The sequence below is a fragment of the Flavicella sp. IMCC45668 genome, assembly GCF_057219105.1.
In genome coordinates, this window is record NZ_CM170114.1 from 1,155,266 (window position 1) to 1,177,366 (window position 22,101).

Annotated in this window: 13 protein-coding genes; all 13 read right to left on the reverse strand. The window is 33.6% G+C overall.

Going from position 1 to position 22,101, the window contains the following annotated elements; genetic code table 11:
• Nucleotides 1–18 precede the first annotated feature (18 nt).
• Nucleotides 19–1,191: a glycoside hydrolase family 99 protein gene (locus AC2DZ0_RS05360; protein ID WP_484491981.1), complete on the reverse strand. Its 1,173-nt coding sequence runs from the start codon at nucleotides 1,189–1,191 to the stop codon at nucleotides 19–21.
• Between the two features lie 134 nt (nucleotides 1,192–1,325).
• Nucleotides 1,326–2,318, reverse strand: coding sequence for an L-glyceraldehyde 3-phosphate reductase (mgrA, locus tag AC2DZ0_RS05365; protein ID WP_484491982.1), 993 nt, complete (start codon nucleotides 2,316–2,318; stop codon nucleotides 1,326–1,328).
• Between the two features lie 62 nt (nucleotides 2,319–2,380).
• Nucleotides 2,381–3,955: a sulfatase-like hydrolase/transferase gene (locus AC2DZ0_RS05370; protein ID WP_484644154.1), complete on the reverse strand. Its 1,575-nt coding sequence runs from the start codon at nucleotides 3,953–3,955 to the stop codon at nucleotides 2,381–2,383.
• Between the two features lie 205 nt (nucleotides 3,956–4,160).
• Nucleotides 4,161–5,258 (reverse strand): sugar phosphate isomerase/epimerase family protein, encoded by a 1,098-nt coding sequence (locus AC2DZ0_RS05375; protein ID WP_484644155.1) that lies wholly within the window; start codon nucleotides 5,256–5,258, stop codon nucleotides 4,161–4,163.
• Between the two features lie 79 nt (nucleotides 5,259–5,337).
• Nucleotides 5,338–7,605 (reverse strand): GH92 family glycosyl hydrolase, encoded by a 2,268-nt coding sequence (locus AC2DZ0_RS05380; protein ID WP_484644156.1) that lies wholly within the window; start codon nucleotides 7,603–7,605, stop codon nucleotides 5,338–5,340.
• A 2-nt stretch (nucleotides 7,606–7,607) separates the two neighbouring features.
• On the reverse strand, nucleotides 7,608–8,987 hold the full coding sequence (locus tag AC2DZ0_RS05385) for a sulfatase (protein ID WP_484644157.1): 1,380 nt from the start codon (nucleotides 8,985–8,987) through the stop codon (nucleotides 7,608–7,610).
• Nucleotides 8,988–8,995: 8 nt separating this feature from the next.
• Nucleotides 8,996–10,435 (reverse strand): sulfatase-like hydrolase/transferase, encoded by a 1,440-nt coding sequence (locus AC2DZ0_RS05390; RefSeq protein ID WP_484644159.1) that lies wholly within the window; start codon nucleotides 10,433–10,435, stop codon nucleotides 8,996–8,998.
• Nucleotides 10,436–10,513: 78 nt separating this feature from the next.
• Nucleotides 10,514–12,178 carry a sulfatase family protein gene (locus tag AC2DZ0_RS05395; protein WP_484644160.1) on the reverse strand — a complete coding sequence of 555 codons (1,665 nt, stop codon included), beginning with the start codon at nucleotides 12,176–12,178 and terminating at the stop codon, nucleotides 10,514–10,516.
• Nucleotides 12,179–12,209: 31 nt separating this feature from the next.
• Nucleotides 12,210–14,492: a GH92 family glycosyl hydrolase gene (locus AC2DZ0_RS05400; protein WP_484644161.1), complete on the reverse strand. Its 2,283-nt coding sequence runs from the start codon at nucleotides 14,490–14,492 to the stop codon at nucleotides 12,210–12,212.
• A 149-nt stretch (nucleotides 14,493–14,641) separates the two neighbouring features.
• Complete coding sequence (locus tag AC2DZ0_RS05405) at nucleotides 14,642–15,718, reverse strand: class I mannose-6-phosphate isomerase (protein WP_484644163.1); 1,077 nt, start codon at nucleotides 15,716–15,718, stop codon at nucleotides 14,642–14,644.
• Between the two features lie 13 nt (nucleotides 15,719–15,731).
• Entirely contained in the window at nucleotides 15,732–16,961 is a 1,230-nt protein-coding gene (locus AC2DZ0_RS05410; protein WP_484644165.1) for an Nramp family divalent metal transporter, read from the reverse strand.
• Between the two features lie 73 nt (nucleotides 16,962–17,034).
• Nucleotides 17,035–20,448, reverse strand: a complete 3,414-nt coding sequence (locus AC2DZ0_RS05415; protein ID WP_484644166.1) for an alpha-mannosidase — start codon at nucleotides 20,446–20,448, stop codon at nucleotides 17,035–17,037.
• Nucleotides 20,449–20,773: 325 nt separating this feature from the next.
• Nucleotides 20,774–22,099 (reverse strand): sulfatase-like hydrolase/transferase, encoded by a 1,326-nt coding sequence (locus tag AC2DZ0_RS05420; protein ID WP_484644168.1) that lies wholly within the window; start codon nucleotides 22,097–22,099, stop codon nucleotides 20,774–20,776.
• Nucleotides 22,100–22,101: the final 2 nt, after the last annotated feature.

The window sequence follows — 22,101 nt, forward strand, 5'->3', positions numbered from 1 at the left end:
TTAAATTGACACAAATTATTAATTTCTTACTGGCATTTCATTAGAAAAAACAACCTCTCCTCTTAGTATTTTACCGGCCATACCTGTTAACCATAAAAAATGATCTGAAGGCACCCCCTCTTCTCTAGGAACAAACTTACTTTTCTCTCCAACAGGTACTTCCCTAGCTACTTTTATTATGGCAGTACCTTCATCAATTTCATCAAACATAGCTACATAAATCATTTCTGCACCGCTATTCATAGCTCCAGCTATTTGTTTCCAAAAGAATTTACCTTTATTTCTAGGTATGGAATTAAATTTAGCATTTGGTTTCATATTGTACCAAGAAAACCCGGGAAAAACGGTAGGTACATACGACACTTTGTGTTTTTTAGCCCATTCAACATCTCCAAGGATTACTTCTTTTCTAAACTTTTCATAACTTTTCTCATTATAACGTCCAACTAACCAAGGATGAATGATATCAGCTTGTTTTGCCAAGTCTAAAAGTTCAGGCTCACCAGATGTATCTCTTCCCAAAGTTCTCCAATAAGCAGGTAAACCCAAATGAATTGAACAGTTTCCATATTTAGGATCATTTTTAAAAAAATCCATCATTTTAGAAACCTCGGGAATATGACTGCTGTTTCTATCTTTGAAACCAACTCCCCACAAGGCTACCAAAGGTTTATCATTATGAAATAAATACGTTGTTTTATTTTTTTGATTCGTCAATTTAAGATCATCAACTAAATGTTTCCAATCTTTTAAAACCAGTTCATAGTTTTCGTCATCCATACCTCCAATATCATACATCAAACAAATAGCTATACCATATTTATTGGCCGCTTTGATGGCAGACTTAAGCACTTTATCATTGTGTTTTATTCTACCTTTTCGCGTCAATACCGAAAAAAACCTTTGAATAAATACACCATCAACACCGTATTCCTTCATCCATTTAAAGTGTAGGTCAACTGTACTTTCATCATATGAACTAAACACATAAGCAGGTGAACCATCTTCAAATTTAAACGCAGTCTTGTATTTCTTTTTGTATTCATCCATTTCTGGCCAAAAATCAATAGTGGTATAACCATCTTCAAATTTTCCTGATCTACTATAATGCGTCCACTTTCTATTTGCGCCATCAGTTGGAGTATTAAACCAACCCTGATAACCAGCCATAACAAGGCCTTTATAACTCATGAATTTACTTTTTTTAGCATGCTTTGTTTGAGCAAAGGAAAATGAACTTAATATTATTAGAACTAGGAAGAAAAGTATGTGTGATTTATTGTTTTTCATTGTTTCTATCTTTTAGGCTGTATAATAAGTTTTATTTATTGTTTGAGAATATTTTCAATCTGAAATAATTCATCAGTTTCAAAATTCAAATTATCTAATGATTTTAAATTATCTTCAAGTTGTTCCGTACTGCTTGCCCCCACCAAAACGGATGTCACTCGCTCATCTTTCAACAACCAAGAAATTGCCAATTGCGCAAGAGATTGATTCCTGTTTTTTGCAATTTTATTGAGTAGTTTTACTTTTTCAATTTTTTCAGGAGTAACTTCACCCGATTGCAAAAAACCAGTAGATTTGGCTGCTCTAGAGTTTTTCGGTATTCCATTTAAATACTTATTAGTTAATAGTCCTTGTGCAAGTGGTGAAAAAGGAATACAACCAATACCTTCATTCCCTAAAACATCCAGCAACCCATTTTCTACCCATCGTTCAAACATGGAATATTTGGGTTGATGTATCAAGCAAGGAGTATCACTTTTTCTTAATAAATCGGATGCAGCTTTTGTTCTATCTGCCTCATAACTTGAAATACCAGTATATAAAGCTTTACCAGAATTTACAGAAGTTGATAATGCGCCCATTGTTTCTTCTAATGGTGTGTCATAATCTGGTCTATGTGAATAAAAGATATCTACATAATCCAAATCCATACGTTTTAAACTTTGGTCCAAACTCGCTATCAAATATTTCCTGGATCCCAAATCTCCATAAGGTCCTGGCCACATATCCCAACCAGCTTTAGTAGAAATAATCATTTCATCTCTGTGAGATTTAAAATCCATCTTAAGAATTTTACCAAAATTCTCTTCTGCAGATCCAGGAGGGGGACCATAATTGTTTGCTAAATCGAAATGGGTAATTCCTGAATCAAATGCTTTCCAAATTATTTTACGAAAATTCTCAAAAGTATCAACTCCTCCAAAATTATGCCATAAACCTAATGAAATGGCGGGCAAATTAATCCCACTTTTACCACTTCTACGATAAACCATGTTTGAATACCTACTCTCTTTTGCTTGAAAATGCATAATGCGTTTTATTTATATTAGTTCCATTGGTTCTAATTAGTAAACCAACAGTTGAAAAATTATTAAATCTTTGAACCTGTTTTTTCTTGCCATTCCTGAAAACAACTTTGCAACTCAGCAATTTTATTTTTGTATTTCTCCGACTCAGGAACTAGCAAATTGTTTAGCTCATGTGGATCTTCATTAAGATTGTACAAGGCCATTTTCACATTTTTCCCGGACGCATGTGGCAACATTAATTTCCATCCTCCTTTCAATACCATATGCGATGGTTTGGAGGTTAAATCGCTTAACCATTCAGTAACCACATAGGCGTTTTCATTATCACCATTTTCTATCAATCCACGTAAACTCTCTCCATCAGAAGGAACTTTATCCATGTTTAAATAATCCAAAATGGTAGCAAATAAATTCATATTTGAAGTAGGAGATTTAACCACTGTTCCCGGTTTTATTCTTCCAGGAAATCTAATCAACATGGGTATATGAGATGATTCTTCATAAAAATTAAATTTCCCAACCATACCATGGTTCCCAAGCATTTCTCCATGGTCACTTGTAAACACCACCAAAGTATTGTTACTTAAGCCCAATTCGTCTAATTTATTTAATATCAAACCAATCCAATCGTCGACTTCTTTTACAAGGGCGTAATATTCTGAAATAAAATATTTTATTTTTTCAGGATCTGAATACCCTTCTCTCGTTCTTTTCTTTGATTTGAAGTATGGGGAATTCAACATATCATCACTAATACTCTCTGGAGGAGTCATGTCCTTTACGGGAAACATTTCTGAATACTCTTTTGATGCCAAATAGGGAGGATGTGGATGATGAAACGAACAAGTTATACTAAAAGTTTTATCTTTTAAACGCTCCAATGCTTCTATGGTTTCACCTGCTTCAAATGCAGAAACATGATATTCTGGAGGAATAGTTATAACCCCATGAATAGATGATTGCCCAACCTTTATATTGTAATCTTTACCCTCTTTTTTTAGATTGTGCCTTACATCTAACGGATCTGGAGCATATGGACGAACCGTAAATGTATCCATTAATTGGTTTTCATTTGGTTTCTTTTTTGGGAAAAGAGGGTCTAAAAAATTAAGATACGCTTGTTTTTGCCCTACTCCTAATTCTGATTTCGACTTACCAGCAACGGTAACAGAATTCTTATACACTTTTGCTCGAAAAGTTGGTGTATGCCACTTGCCATAATATTCACAATGATAACCGTTCTCATCTAAAATTTCATCAAAGGTTTTATTTGGCATAATACCTGTTTCTGGTCCAGAATAAGCCTCTCTATTTGACAATACCTTTGTATTTTCAACAGTCTGTCCGCTTAAAATTGCTGCTCTTGCCGGTGAACATACCGCCATTTGAGTATGTGCATTTACAAAGTATACCCCTTCACGAGCTAATCTATCCAAGTTTGATGTTTTTAAAACTTTATTCCCAGCATAGCTCAACGCATCAAATCGCTGTTGATCTGTCATGATAAACAACAAATTTGGAGGTTTTTGCTTTTGGTTTTGTCCTAAACAAGCAAAAACATTACAGAATGTATAAAAAAGGACTAGAAATACCATTTGAAAATGGTTGCTTAAAAAACTAAATTTAAAATTATTCATATCATTATGTTTTAAACTTGTAAACTGGGTCAACATGCTTTATTTTACTTTAATAGATTGATTGCCTACAAAAGGATAGAAAAACACTTTTCAATACTTATAGAAAATAATTTTAAACTTCTCTGCTTTCCTATTATTTAATGATAGGTAATCTTACTGGCTAAAATAATGAGCTGTACTTAATTTAGGATTAATATTAGATTAACTAAAATTTCAAACCAGCATTACAATGTTTTCTTAAAAATTGAAAACTTTTTAGTAATTCGGATTTTTGCAACATCCCTTCAAATTCTTTTTTATCCAGTCCAACAACTGACTGCAAAGGAGTTTCAATATTTCCTACTCTAACCAATCTTAAAAATCCAACAATATCTTTAGGGGATAATTTAGGGAAACCGTCCCAAAATTCAGGTTTCAGATAAGGTATTGTAGTTGGTGAATTTGATATAGTTTCAACATGCAATGGTACATTTGGGCATAGTTTTGACATGGTTTTTGCATACATTTTATAATCCATCCCCCCCTCTCCTATTGCTTTACCTTGAAAAGTTGCTCCAGTTTTAGTTTCCCAAATAGCAACATCCCGAATACTTGTACATAAAATATTAGATCCCAGTATTTCTAAAGCTTCCATAGGATCTTCCATTGCCCATAAAGCATTGGCGGGATCAAAAAAAGCACCACAAATATCAGTACCTGTTTGATCGATGAGCTCTAATAATTCACTTGAGCGCAAATCTCCTGCATGATTTTCAAAGGCAAACTTAACGCCAGCATCTTTAGCCCTAGGAGCCACTTTTTTCATGAGTTTTACAACTCTTTCTATTTTAGCCTCTATACCTCCATCAGTATAACGATCATTTATACTACCGATAGCACAACCAACGATAGGAGACCCTAATTCAGAAGCAACACGAACTCCTTCCTTAAGTAAGGCTTCAGGATTGCCATATTTTTTTGAAAATGAATTAGATGATTCACAAATACTACCAACACCAACATAAATACTTATGTCGTTTTCCTTTGCTCTTTTCTCTAAATCAACAAGATAAATACTTTCTAAATTATCAAATGAATGTAGTGTGTTAAATAAAACAGAATCAAGATTTTGAGCAATAGCAAATGTAATAAATTGATCTGCGTTAAATTTTAGACTCCTTAATGAGTGATTACATATTCCTAAAGGAACTTTTTGGTTGCTATTTAAAATAGGAGTCCTAAATTTTGTAATTGCACCAACAGGCAAGGTATTTAACGCTAATAAACTTAATGCGGTATTTTTTGTAAACTCTCTTCTGTTCATAGTTTCAAAATTATTTTCTATATATGAATAATAGATTCTACTTTACTTAACAAAGACTTATTTAAAACCCATTATACCGTTATTTAGATTCCATTTGAAAAACTAAATTGCCACCACTCATAATCATATTATGTGTTATAATAAAGTCTTTAATTTTTTCACCATTAAAAAATACTGATTTTACATATTTATTTTCAGCAGAGTTATTAATAGCAGTAACTTTTAATGTTTTACCATTATCAAGTTTTACAATAGCTTCATCAACTAATGGAGAGCCAATAGCATATTCTTTATCAGCAGGTGAAACTGGATAAAAACCAAGTGATGAAAAAATATACCATGCAGACATTTGTCCAAAGTCTTCATTATTAACCAAACCATCTGGTTTATCAGAGAAAAAATTAGTGGCTATTTGTCTAACCAATTCTTGAGTACGATGTGGAGCTCCCGCATATGTATAAAGGTATGGTGTATGATGACCAGGCTCATCACCAAAACCTAGTTTACCAATAAAACCTGAAATATCAGTATGCTTCTCTCCCGAAATAACAGTAGTATCCGTAAATATTTTATCTAACCATTTTACAAACTTATCTTTACCTCCTACCAACTCAATTAGGCCCTCCAAATCATGAGGTGCATAGGTTGAATATGCCCAAATATTACCTGAAATATAGGCACTTTTCAATCCCGTTTTTTTATCACCCCATTCTTTTAAATCTAATTCCATCCATTTACCATCTTCATATCGAGGCCACAGATACATTTTATCATTATTCCATAAATTGCGATATCCTTTAGATCTTTTTGAAAAATATTGATAATCCTCGATTTTCCCGAGTTTTTTAGAAACTTGTGCCAAAACATAATCATGATAATTATATTCTGTTGTTTTTGAAACCGCACATCCAATGTCTGCAGTTATAAAACCCTCGTTTTCAAGGTAACTATCCATTCCATTATTTTTCCCATAATTAGGACTAGCTCCAATTTTTGTAAAAGCAGCGTCATACATTGCAGCATATGCAGCTTCTATGTTTATTCCTTCAACATCTTTTAGTATCGCTTCCCCTAGAATAGCAATAGGAGAACGACCAATCATACAAAAATTATCAAACCCACCGCATTCCCAAATCGGCAAACTTACTTGGGCCTCAGTAAATCGTGAAGCAATAGAATTTACAATTTCGGCATTTTTCTTATGTTCGACCAAGTTAAATAGCGGATGTAAAGCACGATATGTATCCCAGGTAGAAAGATTGCTGAATTGAGGTAAATCCGACTGTAACTCTTTAAATTCTACAATATATTTCCCATCAACATCCGATATTAAATTTGGACCAATAAAAGAATGATAAACAGCCGTGTAAAAAGTCCTCTTTTGAGATTCAGTTCCTTTTATTTCAAATTTTGACAACTTTTCTTTCCATAATCCTTGTGTTTCTTTTAAAACTTCCTCAAAATCTTTTCTAGTAGCCTCAGCATCAAAATTCTTTTTTGCGCCCTCATAGCTTATATATGATAAGGCTAATTTTACTTGAACTTGTTCTCCTTCCTCTAAATCATATGAAATAAAAGCCCTTGTACTTTTGTTGGTTGCCTTGTTGGCGTCAATTAAAATTTTATTGTTCACAACCAATCCTTTCGCTTTAAAAGGTTTAGAAAATTTTGCATAAAAAAATACAGTTCTCGACTCCGGACGTCCAGCTGCACCCGTAGATGCTTTCATCCCTCTAATTTCGGTATCTGATATAAACTCTATTTCAGTATTTTTAATATTTTCTCTAATGCTATGTGTAGGATCAATGATGATATGATTTTCGCCTTTCTTATTGAAAGTATATCGATGAAAACCAACTCGTTGGGAAGCTGTTAACTCTACTTTGATATCATAGTCGTCTAAAATTACGCTATAATATCCAGGTTTAGCATTTTCTCTTTCATGTGAAAATCTTGAACGATATGTTTTATCTGGTTCATTGGCATCCTCTCCTGGATTAACAATTAATTTGCCTGATGTTGGCATTATTAAAAAATCTCCAAATGCACCTAAACCAGGTCCGCTCAAATGATTATGAGCAAATCCTTTTATAATAGTATCGGTATAATGATAACCTGCAACCCAGTTTCTTCCAGGGTCATCATGTGATGGACTTAATTGAACCATACCAAAAGGGGTGGTAGCACCAGGAAATGTGTGTCCCCAACCATCAGTACCAATCATTGGATCTACATAATCAAAACTACTTAGCTTATTTTTATTATTAACTTTATCACTTGAATTCTTACAAGCCACAGCAAAAAATGATACTAATAAAACATAATGAATAAAACGAAAAATAACCATATCTATTTTTTTTCTAATAAAATCTTCATTTCATCAACAATATTTGAATATTCTTTATTCGCAGCCAAGTTATTATATTCTAGAGGGTCATTTTTTTGATCATATAGCTCTGTTCCTTTTTTGCCATTATCCCACTCTATATATCTCCATGATTTATTTTTAACCATACGTCCCATCATTTCCCCTCGTCTTGTTACGGCATATATTTGATCTTTAAATGACTTTTCTGGATCTTGAAGTACTGGTGCAAAACTTTTACCTTCCAAATAATCCGGCGTATTTTTTAAGTTCAATATATCTGCAAGTGTTGGATAAATATCAATAAACTCAAACATTGCATCAGATTTTAGACCTTTTTTACCAACTGCATTTCCTGCTATAATAAAAGGTGCTCTAGTACCCTGCTCATAAACTGTTACTTTGTTCCACCACTTGTTTTCCCCTAAATGATAACCATGATCCCCAAAAAGAACAATAAGCGTATTGTCTAGCTGTCCTGTTTCTTTTAATGCCTCAATTACCCGTCCAACTTGTGCATCCATAAAAGTAGTGCACGCATAATAGGAACGTAAAAATTCACGTTTATCTTGTTCATCAAACTTATCAAACTCATTTGACCATGGTAACAAAGAATGATTATATGGTAATTCATATCCTTCTGGTAATTCTAGAGGATCACAATCTTCTAAAGGATACATATCAAAATATTTTTTTGGAGCTACGTAAGGATCGTGAGGTTTTTTAAATCCTACTGCTAGGAAGAATGGTTTTTCTCTTTTTGTTTTAATAATCTCTACCGCTTTTTTAGCTATTTGTCCATCATCTTGGTCATCATCTGTACCTTCTGTTGCTTTCCAAAAACACCATGGCAGCTCCCCATCAGTTAAGTTGCGCTTTTCTCCCCTTTCGCCAATTTCAGTAGTTTTAAACTTATAATAGGCATCCCATGATTTAACATCTCCATGATCAGGCTTTTTATCGTGGAAGGTTTTACCAATACCAATGGTTTCATACCCGTTTTTCTTAAACAAATAAGGCAACGTGGTTCTATCGCCTAAAACAGATTGTAATGGTGTTTCATTATCTAAAACCCCTAAAGTTTCTGGGCGTAATCCTGTCATGAACGATCCTCTACTTGGACCACAAACGGCAAAATTACAATGCGCATTATTAAACTGAACACCTATTTTAGCTAAATTATCTATGTTTGGAGATTTTACCAAAGGATGTCCATACGTTCCCAAGGTTGGTTTTAAATCATCAACAATGATAAAGAGTACATTTTTATCTTTTTTCGCTTCTTCTGCTACTTTTGTTTTATCGATATTCTTGCATCCAAACGCTATTAGCAGAATTGTAATTGTTATAAATAGTTTTTCCATTTTTTTTATTAATGATTCTTAGATTTAATTTCTTGTTTATTATCTCCTAAAGCTGGTAAGCTTTTAAAAAATGCTTTATAATCTTGCATTAACTCATTTACTTTAGATGTATTTGTTTTTGCCAAATCTTCTGTCTCACTAGGATCTATTACTATGTTAAACAGTTGAATTTTATTCTTAGATTTTTGAGGAATTACACCCGGATATTGTTCTGGTGTTGGTTGCCCTTCCATTTGGGCGATGATATTAATTCCATCTGGAGCTTTTTTATCAACCCATGTTTCAATATTAACTAAATGATTATTAGGCTTATTTAAAAAGAGCTTAAAATCACCTTTTCTGATAGACATAATTTTATCGTTGTGTAAACTAAAAACTGGAGGGTGGTTTGCTTCATTTCCTTTCAGAATTTCAATTATATTTTGTCCATCCAGTGTATTCATTTTTTCTGGTGTGGTATTGGTTAGAGACAAAAGTGTTGGTAACACATCAGGAGACCATAATGGTACACTTACTTTTTGGTTTTTAGGAAAAACTTTAGGATAACTTATGATAAAAGGGACTCTTATTCCTCCTTCCCATGTAGTTGCTTTCATCCCTTTAAACCCACCGGTACTTCCTCCATAAAAAGGTCCATTATCAGACATAAAAATAACGATTGTATTTTCTAATAACTTTAACTCTGTCAATGTTTTCATAACCTCACCAACAGACCAATCTAATTCCATAATTACATCATTATATAAATCATTTGGTGTATCTGGTGTAAAAAATTTATCTGAAACGGCCAATGGTTTATGAGGCATGCTATGTGCCATATATAAGAAAAAAGAACTATCTTTTTTTCTGTTTATAAAATCGACAGCTTGTTTTGTATAATTAGTTGTAAGTTGTCTTTGATCTACTGGATACTGTATGGTGTCTCTATCTTTAATTACCTGTATCGGAAGCATATCATTTGAGTATAGTATCCCGTAATACTCATCAAAACCATTTTCTACAGGAAAAAACTTTTCTTTATGCCCCATGTGCCACTTACCAATGGCTTTTGTTGCATAACCAGATACCTTAAATATCTCGGACATTAAAATTTCGCTAGAAGGTATTCCTACATTAAAAGCTTCTTCTGTGGTATCCGGATGTGGATTTTTTATCATCCCATGCCGCAAAGGAAACCTTCCTGTTAATAAAGTTGCTCTTGAAGGTGCACAATAGGGCGTTGGAACATAAAAATCTGTAAGACTTATACCATGAGCTGCTATAGCGTCTATATTTGGTGTTTTATAACCTGTTTGACCATAGCAAGAAATATCACCGTACCCCATATCATCAGCTAAAATAATTACTACGTTTGGCCTTTGTTCTGTTTCAGAGGTAGAGTTAATACTATTTTCACAGCCAAAACTTAAAAACACTGTGGATAAGATAAAAATTAATTTAATTTTCATGTCTCTCAATAATTTATATTGGTTTATTAAAAAGAAGCTTCTATAACAATCCTTATTATTTAATAAGAATGAAAGCTTTTAGTTAGTATTAACATTTATGGAATTGGTAACAATAACTTTTTTACCTTTAATTTTTAATTGTTTTACAATTTCAATTTTATCATCAACTTGCCCAGGAGGAGCCGAATCTTCCCCGAGATAAAACTCTCCATAAGGACGACCAATTTTCATCAAATAACTCTTAAGAATATCTTGCATATCCAAGAGATCGTGCTTGTAATTAATATCATAAGCTATATTAACATTTTCATTAGGATCGATTGTTAGGTTATATAGTTGATCTTCATCCCAAAAACCTGGATGACTTGCTCCTCGTAATCCAATACCCCAACGTTTAAGAGGATTCATCAATTTTGGGAGCATTTCAATCTTTGAATTCTGTATTCTTGTTATTTCTTTTTTGGTGAACCTCTTTACTATATATTTCTTTTTACTTGTCATTACAGCTCTGCTGTTTCCTAATTCAAAATATAAATGCTCTCTCCAATTTTTTGTTTTTCCATTTTTAAATAATCTTGTCAAACTTCTCCCGTCAATATGATAATTTTGAGGTGTTTTTACTTTGGCTAATTCAAAATACGTAGGAACTAAATCTATGTTTTGTACAAGGGCATCACTTTCAATTCCTGCTGGTATTCCATTAGGCCATCTCATTAACAAAGGTATTTTAGTACCATTGATACTATATAAACTAGATTTATCTGAACTACCATGATCCGGAGCAAATATCACCAAAGTATTATCATCAATACCTAACATTTTTAACTTGTCAAGTATGTCTCCAATCATGGCATCAATCCAAGCAATCCCCCAGTCACCAGATTTTGGATCATAACCTAAATCTGTCAATTTTTTTCTAAGTTTTTTTCTTATTTCCATAATAGAAGGAGGAACTTCTATCTCTCCAGCTGCTGTGTAATTGGGATGATCAAACGACTTTACCCATTCCCCCACAGGGCCGTGTAATAATGTTGGACATACTTGCAGGAAAAAAGTTTTATCATGATTCATATCTAAAAACTCAAACGCTGCGTTCACTGTCCACTCAGGGTTATGACTATCATAAGGTTTTTCTAAATTACCCTCATAAATATTTTTAGCCCAATCAAATCCAATATGTTTTAAATACGCTCTACCCCAAGCCTCATTCTTAGCAAACAAAGCAGACACTTCTGGAGTTGGTACTAATTTTTTTTTATTTTTATAAGGTGTATAATCTTTATACATCTCTGGCTGATCAAGCTCTGATGTAAGATGATATTTCCCTGTAAAACCAGTAACATAACCAGCCTCACTTAGAACTCGAGCTGCATTCATCCTATCATTTTCCATAGCAACATTAAAACCCGGTGCACCTTGTTTTATTTCTCCAACTTCTTTTTTATATAGATTACTATATGAATTCCCAGCATAACGTCCTGTTATAAAACTATACCTTGAAGGGGTGCATACGGTACTACTTACGTAAGCATTATTAAATTTAATTCCTTCTTTTGCTAACAAATCCATGTTAGGTGTATACACATTACCACCATAAGTAGCAATTTCATCCATATCTTGATCGTCAATAAGAATTAAAATTATATTTGTTTTTTTTGAAACCTTACTCTGAGCGAAAACTATTAATGAAAAACCTAAGCAGAAACTTAAACTCAACACAATATTTATTCTATTATATATCATGATTACATTTGGATTTTTATTTCATTAAAATTTATTTGTAATTAGGAACTTCTCCTGCTTTCCCCCATGCTTTATTAGGAAGTTCTCCTAAAACAAGTTTCAAGGTACCACCTTCCATAATTTGTTTGTGTGTTATAAAAGGACTGTAAATTTCCTCATCATTTATAAAAGCTTTTTGGATGTATTTTTTAGTTTTACTTGCTCCTTCAGCTAGTACTATAAATTTTTTACCATTTTTTAAATGAGTTGTAGATTTTTCAAAAATGGGACTTGTAATACTATAAAAAGGTAATCCTGGTGTAACTGGATAAAATCCCATAGAAGAAAATACCACAAAGGCAGTCATTCCTCCTCCATCTTCATCTCCTGGGATTCCAAAAATATTGTCTTTAAACCATACATCTAATAAAAACCTGGTACGCTTTTGTGTTTTCCATGGGGCACCAAAATAATTATATAAATAAGGAATGTGAAAAGAGGGTTCGTTCCCCATAGAAAACTGACCGACAAGCCCCGTTGAGTTAGAACCATTTACATAAAAATCCCTTTTCTTCATGCCTAAAGGTTCTCTAAACAATTGGTCTAGCCTAGCTTCTGCTTTTTCTTTACCTCCTAACAATCCTAGTAAACCTTTAACATCTTGTTGCACATCCCAGGCATACGTCCAAGCATTGTTCTCATCGTAAAAATGTCTATAACCAGCCCCCCCTGATGCCTTTGGATCTATATCTATCCATTGACCATCTTTATCTTTTGGTATAAACAAAAGAAGTTCGTTATGCCAAAGTTTCTTATAATTATTAGCTTTTTTTGTAAACTCTAGGTAATCTTTCTCATAACCTAATTCTCTGGCAAGCTCTGCTAGCGCCCAAAAATCGTAAGCTACACCTAAAGAAACAGCTACTGCTTGGCGCTTTTCAAAATCATCAACCATAGGTTCAGTTTCTTCTTCCATTATTTCTTTTAAGTCTCTACCATCCCCCTCTTTTTTTAGTATTTTAAGTGCAGGATAATAGCCGTTTTCATGGTAAAAATCATCAATGGGCAATTTCTTTGCACCTTGCCTCCATGGTATAAAAGTACCTTCTGTTAAATTCTTTTTGACACCTTGGTAGGCTTTTTCAATATCATAATCTCTTAAACCTTTTCTATAACCGTCAATAAAAATTGCTGAAGAATGGTATGAATTCATACACATGTGATTACCATGTATCTGAGGAAATGTTGGCATCCAACCACTTTGATTATACATTAAAGTATATGAATTCAAAATTTCATTTTCCACTTGAGGATCAAGAATCGTACGCAAAGGGTGCTGGGCTCTATAGGTATCCCAAATCCAATCATCTACATAAAAAGGACGATCACTCTCATGAACTCTACCATCATACCCACTGTAATATTTGCCCCCTTCATTTACATCTATCATTCTCTCATAAGTTCGGTATAAAGAGGTATAAAAGCTTCTTTTTTGTGCTGTAGTACCTCCCTCAACTTCAATTTGACTAATGACCTTTTCCCAAGCCTTTTTTCCATCATTAACAAGTGCATTAAAATTCTTTGATGCTACTTCTTTTTCATAATTAATTTTTGCTTGCTCAAAACTGATGTAGGAAATTGCATATTTTACAAATAATGTGGTAGCTACCTTTGATTTTAATGAAAGAGAAAACTTATTGTTTTTTGTATTAAATCGTAACCCTTTAATCGGTTTACCCTCCTCATTAGTTATCGTCGCGTAAACATAAGCTGACATTTCTCTAGTTATTGGATTTACACCTCTCGATTTATATTTAATTTTTTCTTGAATCGTAAAGGCATTCTTGTCAAATGCGACACTTTCCATATCTCTTGTTCCTTGTATGATTACATTCTTTTGTTCTCCTTTAGGAAAATCTATTTTATACATTGCAGTCCTTTTTGAAGGAACAAAACTTACCTGAATATCATCATCAATTAAGTAAGTTGAATAAAACCAAGGCTTAACAACTTCCAAATCATGATCTATATGCATTTTAGCATTCCATGTATCATCAGTTATTTTTCCTTGTGAAACGCTCATTTGTAAGATTCCTTTTCTCCGATGGGAAACCACTTGTAATGGAAAAGCAGTTATTTCATCCGATAAATAATCATTTTTTATTGGAAACATTCTTAGCATTTGATTAGGCAAATGCATCGTAGGATATGTCGGAACTAAAAACTGTGCTACATTTCCAATTTTTGGATCAACGTACTTTGTATAATCCTCTTGACCAAAAGATACCTGTAACAAGCTAAAAAAGAAGATTATAATTAGAATTATTTTTTTCATATTTAAGTGATTTTGATTTCTAAAAATTATTTAAAACGTAATAAATAAAAGTCGTGTCTTTGTTTTTCAATATGGTTTAACATACTTAATTAACGAAAACGATGAATTGAATTCATATTGAAGTATGAAAACTAACAACATTAGACGTTTTATTCTGGTGGAAACGTGAGCAAAATTTCCATCTCATTATCCGATTGATATTGCACCATATGTGTTTGGTACGGTATAAAAAATTTATCTCCATATTTAACGGTATAATCGGTACCATTAAACACTATTTTCCCAGAGCCTTTTGTGATAATTCCAATATAAAAAGTTTCCGATATTTTGATATAACTGTCCTTTACATCAATTCTATTTACTTTAAAACATGTTGTTTTGACTTTATCAATAAGGATATATTCTTTACTATTATTTTGAGAATTTAACAAACGAGGATGACAGAAAAACTTCTTTTTAATATCCTTGATAGAAATAGAGTTATAATTAAACATCGATAACGCAAAATCAATACCGCGATTCATAAACCGAGAGCCCTCTGGAAGTACATAGCCTCCTCTTTCAAACTCTACTCGCACGGCAAAATCTGTAGGTTCCATTATTTCTACCATAAAAACACCTTCTCCAATTGCATGTGGCATACCTCCGGGTACCATAAACACATCGCCAGGTTTCACAGGAATTTTTTCAAAACAAGCTAACATCGCATCAATATCTTGTTCTTCAACAATTCTCTTAAATCTTTTTTCATCAGGAGCTTTCTGGAATCCGAAATAAATATATGGATCTTCAATTTCCTCTCGTACACTTAAAATAACGTATGCTTCAGTTTTTCCAGAGTCGCTGTTTAAATGTTTTTTAGCAAATGGAATTGTTGGGTGACACTGAATATGAAGACGAATTGCAGAGTCTAAAAACTTTAATAAAAACTGCGTTGTTGATCCGTATTTTTTATAATGATTTTCACCTAAAACTGCAATTGGTTCTTTCTCACAAAGTTCTTTTAGAGTAACCATGACGCCATCCACTTCAACTTCTGCTAAACCTTCATCGGTTAAATGCTCACGTCCTAAATTTACTGCTCTAGTTGTTGAACCAATCCAATCTTCTGGAAAATGATTGTCCTCAACTTTTGCAATACCTTCGAGAATATCTAGTTTTTTACCTCCTGGGTAAGTTCTCCATACGCGGTTGGCTGGTAAAAAAAGTATGTCAGGTATTTTCATAAATATCTAATTTTTATAATCTACTTAAATTGTCAATTAGGCCATTTACAGCTATAAAGGATGTAAACAATGAAAAGGCAAATATTAACCCTAAAAACAAATTCATTGATAAAGAATTTTTGTACTCTCCCATTAAGTCTTTCCTATTTGTTAGGTAAATAATAGCCCCAACAGTTGCGGGTAAAATAAAGGCATTTAATGCTTGAGATAAAAGCATTATAAAAACAGGACGACCACCAAAAACTGGTACAACCAGTCCTAATAACGAGATAAATGCTACTATAACTCTATATTTAGTTAAACTCATATCTCGCTCTGAATTATTGTAATCACAAATTAACCAAGGCAACATAAGTATGTTTGGTAATTGTGAAGAAACTCCAGCAGCAACAATACCTAAAGCAAATAGAGTGGTTGCTAAAGCACCCGCAAGAGGCTCTAAAATAGTAATCATTTGAGATGCATGATGCATAACAACTCCTTCCTTATAAAGCGTGCCTGCCGCCGCTGCCATTATAGCCGCACTTATAACAAACATAAGTGAGGCTGATACAATTGCATCCGTATTTTGCTGTTTAAGATGAGATATATCCCAATTTGCTTCCTTTACCAAAGTGGTACGAATAATGAATAATCCAGAGAATACAGTAGTACCAACAGTAGCTGCTATAAGCAACAATGGATCATCTCCTTGTTTAACATCCGGAACACTAGGCACTAAACCTGAAAGTATATCCCCTAAAGGGGGCATTGCAATAAAGAAATTTAATAAAAAACAAGCCGCCATTAATGCCACAATAAGTGCTAACATGCGTTCAAAGACTTTTGTTTTGCCTCTCCAAAAAATGATATACACCAAAGTGATAAAAAAACCTGCAAACCAAATCGAATCAATACCATCACCTCCCTGAGATTTAGACCATTCTTGACAAATTTCTGCAACAATACCAATAACCCCCATGACACTGCCGCTTACTCCAAAAGTTAAGGCGATAATAAAAAACAAGGCAAAGCTAGGATGGATATACTTTCTAAAAGCTTGTAAAGCTGTTTCACCGGTTACCACAGTAAATTTTCCATATATGCTGATTAATAAAAAAGTTGTCAAACAAGATGCAGCCACTGCCCATAATAACTGCATACCATAAGAAGCACCATTTCTTGCCATTGATGTCACACTCCCAGTACCAATATTAAATCCCAGTAAGAAAATCCCAGGAAGGAATAAGGCAAGTGTGTTCATAAACTTTTTTTTAAAACTCATGATTTCTAATTTTGGTTTCGTTTAGTTGGTTTATTTCCCTTTTCGTTTTTTTTTAATAGTTTGTGTTATAAAATTTGTTTTTGAATTCTTGATTACGATGTAAATCTTCAAAAGGAGATTGTAAGGCTTTTGCAGGGGCTTCATCACCTATGCTCATAGCCATAATACGAACATATCTATCATCAGGCAAGGTTAGGCGACTTGTGCCTTCTGGAAGTTCTAGTCGGTAAGCAAACATATAACTTGTTTGATACCATTGATCTACCATAGTACCAGGTCTGTGATGATGCGAAGCGGTCCAAGCCACACGATGGTTCCTATAATACGCTGGACGAATAGTCTTTAAAGGATTTCTTAAAGAATAGGACAACTCAGCAACATGCCCTTCAAACAAGCGCGTATCCCACTGTCCTAGATATCCTGTCCATGCACCAATGGTTAGAGGAACATCTTTTTCCCCCATCTTAAACACAACTTCTTTCTCAATATCAGCAGCGGCTAAAATATGAACAACTTTAGTTCCTACTGGCAAATCAACGGTTTGACCTACACATTGCATTGCATTATATTTCTTATAATCTCTAGACCCCATAACAAATTCTACGTTACCAACTTGTATTTTATCTGCTACTTGTTCTGCGGGGTAGGTTCCGCCTTTTCCATCAAAACTACCGCGATACGCCTCAGATCTTGGTGTGGCAGTACCTAAACCATCTTCACGATAACCATCCTCCGGATCTTCGTTTACAGTAAAAACATCTGTATCAAATTCTAGTTTAACCGGTGTTGTTAATACCGGTTTCGTGGTAGCAACAGGCATCTTCAATAAGATAGATTTCAATTCAAAAGGCTTAAAGTTTAAATTAACCTTACCTTTTTTTACAATAATTTTTTTCCCTAATTTACGTTCTGCACCATCAATGAACTCAGCTGATTTAATCGGTTTTATCGCTGAAAGTGATAAATTAGAAACTCCTTTTCCATATAATTCTTGTAATCTTACAACAACACCAGATCCATCCTCAGCCATTTTAACTGCTTGAATATTCACCAAATCTGAATTGATTTCTAATAACGATAAGGTACTTTTGTTTCCCTTGTATTTCGGAACAACAAAAGCTGCAGGACGCTGTTCAGCACTCATTGCTTTTTTATGAAGTTTTTCGGTTATCCAATCACCCTTATGCCCTGTTATTCCATAGGTAAACTGATGTCTACCCCAATCTTGCCATCTTTGTTCAGACATTGTTCCATCATCCATAACTTCTTGTTGACTTTCTTTTGTATTTGGACAATGAATTAAGGTAACTCGAATGGTATTATCATCTACTTTGTCACTTCCGTATTTATAACCTGTTAAGATAGAAGTTCCAAACTCACCTGATTTGTCTGTTAGATCAATCCAACTATGTGTAGGCACTTCATATTGCTTTTTATTGCGATTTCCCCTTTGAATGACCCCTAAATCTAAATTATAAGTTGCTAAAGGATTCTCCGCTGATAAATGAAAAGCTGCCTTCAAGAAGTGCCCTCGGGTTTTCCAATCTACTTGACTAGCTATATCAACTCTAGCTCCATCATCTCCAGATGATAATCTTATCCTTTGCCAAACTTTTGTTTCTCCAAATTCTCTTACTACCTCAATAGCCACACGCACTGGGCCATTTTCAATAACTTTTACAGATATTGGATCTGATAACACATGAGCCGCAGGTTTTATAATATCCTTATAATAAATACGCCAAGCCGGTTTAGAATCTGGAAAATCTTCACCAAACTCTAATTGAATTGGTTTTTCAAGTAATTCTCGATTGATGCTTTTGTCAATAATACTAGAGATATCACCATTTTTATCAATAGTGACTTTAAAATCAGTATTTTCAAGATAATTTTCGCGAACTATTAAGCTTGATTTTTTTATTTTAGAGTTTCCCTCACGAATAGAAAACACGCTTGCACCAAGAGCAGGAAGTTTGCCTTGAAATAATATACGTTTTTTTCCATCAAAGCCCACTGTAATTTGAGAAGGTATTTCTTTTCCTTTTGCATTATAAACCGCTATCTTGTTGGCTTTCTTTAGTTCATCTGGTATTAATGCTTCAACATCAGCTGTACGGGGTATTGACATTGGATTGTATACTACAACTGGTATTCCTTTGACATTTGTATTTAGCGATTGGGCTAATGTACCTACGGCGTCCTGATATACTCCATCAAATTGATTTAGCGCTATAATACCATCATTCCACCCATAAGAATGTGCTTCAGGAATGCAAGTTCCAGGTAATATATCGTGAAACTGATTACTTAACATAAGCCCCCAAGCTTGATTTACTGCTTTTTTGGGGTAGGCCATCCCGTTTAAAATATGTGCTGTAACTGCAGCTTTTTCAGCAGAAGGAGCAATTAATTCAGCCTCTCTATTAATTTTTTTCTGATATGCTTGAGAGGAGAGTACTCCTGTAGAATGCTTTACAAGTAGTAAATCTTTTTCCCACGTTGGAAATTTTTCTGCTTGCTTATCTGTGATTGCATTAAACATTAAGTCTGGTTGTGCCACAACAAGATTCACAGGACCCTCTGTTTGCAAAGAGTTCTTAATAGATTCTAAATTTTTCTGTCTTGGTGCTCCACCTCTATCAGCATTATTATGATCACCTCCACCGAAATAGAAGTAATCAATAGGTAAACCTGATTTTTCCTCATTCTTTTTTAGACGTTTGGCTACCTTTTCATCAGTACTATAAACAACACCTTCATGCTGTTTTCCAGCGTAATTTCCAGCATTTAATGAAGCAACAACCCAATTTCCATCAGGTCCAATCCATTTTCCAATATTAAAAGGAATTCCATTCGCAGATTCCCATGTTAGCTTTTGTGTAGAAAAACCTCTTATGCCACAATGACTCAAAACAGATGGCAGAGAGTAAGGAAAACCAAAACAGTCAGGCAACATGTACTCACGACTTTCTGTTCCAAATTCATTTTTAAAAAATTGAGACCCCATAAGAATCTGACGGATAACAGATTCAGTTGTTGGTGCTAACACAACATTCTCAGTCCAAGAACTACCATTGGGATACCACCTCCCTTTATCGATCCATTTTTTTAATTCTTTATATCTATTCGGATAATACTCTTTCATCATAGCATATCGAAAGCCTCCTGTCCAGTTAAAATTAAAATCTTTGTATTGTTCAAAATATGCAAAATTCTCGTCTAGAGTATTTCTAAGAAACTCACGAGCTACTTGCGGATATGCCCACCTCCATTGATCGTCTAAATGCGAATATGGTATAGCAAATATAGTGGGCTTTGTTAAGTCAACAGAAGAAGGATCAATATATGTATTTACTATTTTTGATTTATTAGTTTGTCCAAAAGACATAAAAACTGAGAAAAAGAAAAATACAGATAGTTTAAAAAAACTTAATGTTCTCATATTAGAAATAATTATTATTTTCATTCTTTATCGATAGTTTTTGAAAAATGTCAATCTTTTGAAACATGGGTACTCATTATCATTGCAAATTCAGCAACTAAAAAGATGACTGATGACATTTAAATATTTAATTCAAGTTTAGATTGCTAATTAAATTTTAATGCATTAATATTTGATTAATATATCATTAAGAAGAAAACTGTAATCACAAAACTACACACAAATACACATACACACTTAACAACCAACAATTTATAACGAAAAACAATTACTTTTGATTTATAAATATTCTATTGAATTTTAATATAGCACTTGAAAATATTCTTCTAAAACTAGACTATGGTGGCGTTTAGTTTGTTTTTTGGCTATATGCATTCATCTCTTGTTCCCAATGAAACAAAAGTTGTTTTAATTTTTGGGTTTTTATAGGGTGATTGGTGATCTGATTAGATTTCTCTCCAATATCACTTTCTAAATCAAAAAGGTATTCTTTATTATCAACTTTCAAATATTTCCAATTCCCTTGTCGTATTGATTTTTGATTCTTATATCTCCAAAACAGAGCTCTTTCTTTTGGGATTCCCTCTGAAAGCAACACATCAGACATGTCTACACCATCAAATTCTTTATTAGTTTTAATATGAGCAATAGATAATATTGTTGGCAATATATCCATGCTCATTATAGGTGTATTGGACACCTTCCCTTTTTTAATTTTTTTAGGATAATACGCGATTGCTGGTACTCTATGCCCTCCTTCCCATAAGGAACCTTTGTAACCTTTTAAATTTGCATTGTTACCAGGTCTTCTAGCTCCATTATCAGAACAAAAAAAGACAAACGTATTAGATTCTAAGTTTAAATCTTTTATTCTCATCAGAATTAGTCCAATATTTTCATCCATTATTTCAACCATTTCTTTATAGGCTTTATCCTTATCTACACGAGACCCTAGCATTTCAAAATCTTGATTTTCTGACAAACGATCTGCTTTATCTTCTCTTCCTTGGTAAGGAAAATGAGGTGCTTCATGGGGAATGTAGAGTAGAAATGGATTTTTCTTGTTTTTTTCAATAAAGTCCAATGCATGTTCTGTAATTAAATCTGTTACATACCCCTTATCAAAACTATATTGGTCATTTTGCCACCAATCATAAACACCAATTCCATCTCGATGAGAAATATAATCAATATTACCACTCAGATAGCCATAGAATTCGTCAAAGCCTGCATGAATCGGATTGTATTTTGGTTGGTACCCCAAATGCCATTTACCAAAAACTCCTGTTTTATAACCTGCTTTTTGGAATAACTCTCCCATTGTTGTTTCCGAATCAGACAAACCATAAATACGCTTTTCTTTTTGCACATAAATAACACCTTCTAAACCTGACCTTTGCTGGTAATTACCCGTCAAAAGGGCAGCTCTTGTGGGCGTACAGACAGATCCGTTGGAATGGTAATCTAAAAACTTTACCCCATGTAAAGCCAATGTATCAATGTGTGGAGTATAAATCTCTTTATTCCCGAAAGTTGAAATATCACCATAACCTAAATCATCTGCCATAATAATTATGATGTTGGGTCTATTATCTCTATTTTGACTGTAAATATTACCCCAAAAAAACACGAATAAAAGCAGTAAACACGGTCGTCTTTTTATGTTACAATTCATGA

Coding starts and splice junctions, on each gene's coding strand:
- AC2DZ0_RS05360 (WP_484491981.1), bottom strand. CDS start 1,191: ATGAGTTATAAAGGCCTTGTTATGGCTGGTTATCAGGGTTGGTTTAAT.
- mgrA (WP_484491982.1), bottom strand. CDS start 2,318: ATGCATTTTCAAGCAAAAGAGAGTAGGTATTCAAACATGGTTTATCGT.
- AC2DZ0_RS05370 (WP_484644154.1), bottom strand. CDS start 3,955: ATGAATAATTTTAAATTTAGTTTTTTAAGCAACCATTTTCAAATGGTA.
- AC2DZ0_RS05375 (WP_484644155.1), bottom strand. CDS start 5,258: ATGAACAGAAGAGAGTTTACAAAAAATACCGCATTAAGTTTATTAGCG.
- AC2DZ0_RS05380 (WP_484644156.1), bottom strand. CDS start 7,605: ATGGTTATTTTTCGTTTTATTCATTATGTTTTATTAGTATCATTTTTT.
- AC2DZ0_RS05385 (WP_484644157.1), bottom strand. CDS start 8,987: ATGGAAAAACTATTTATAACAATTACAATTCTGCTAATAGCGTTTGGA.
- AC2DZ0_RS05390 (WP_484644159.1), bottom strand. CDS start 10,435: ATGAAAATTAAATTAATTTTTATCTTATCCACAGTGTTTTTAAGTTTT.
- AC2DZ0_RS05395 (WP_484644160.1), bottom strand. CDS start 12,178: ATGATATATAATAGAATAAATATTGTGTTGAGTTTAAGTTTCTGCTTA.
- AC2DZ0_RS05400 (WP_484644161.1), bottom strand. CDS start 14,492: ATGAAAAAAATAATTCTAATTATAATCTTCTTTTTTAGCTTGTTACAG.
- AC2DZ0_RS05405 (WP_484644163.1), bottom strand. CDS start 15,718: ATGAAAATACCTGACATACTTTTTTTACCAGCCAACCGCGTATGGAGA.
- AC2DZ0_RS05410 (WP_484644165.1), bottom strand. CDS start 16,961: ATGAACACACTTGCCTTATTCCTTCCTGGGATTTTCTTACTGGGATTT.
- AC2DZ0_RS05415 (WP_484644166.1), bottom strand. CDS start 20,448: ATGAAAATAATAATTATTTCTAATATGAGAACATTAAGTTTTTTTAAA.
- AC2DZ0_RS05420 (WP_484644168.1), bottom strand. CDS start 22,099: ATGAATTGTAACATAAAAAGACGACCGTGTTTACTGCTTTTATTCGTG.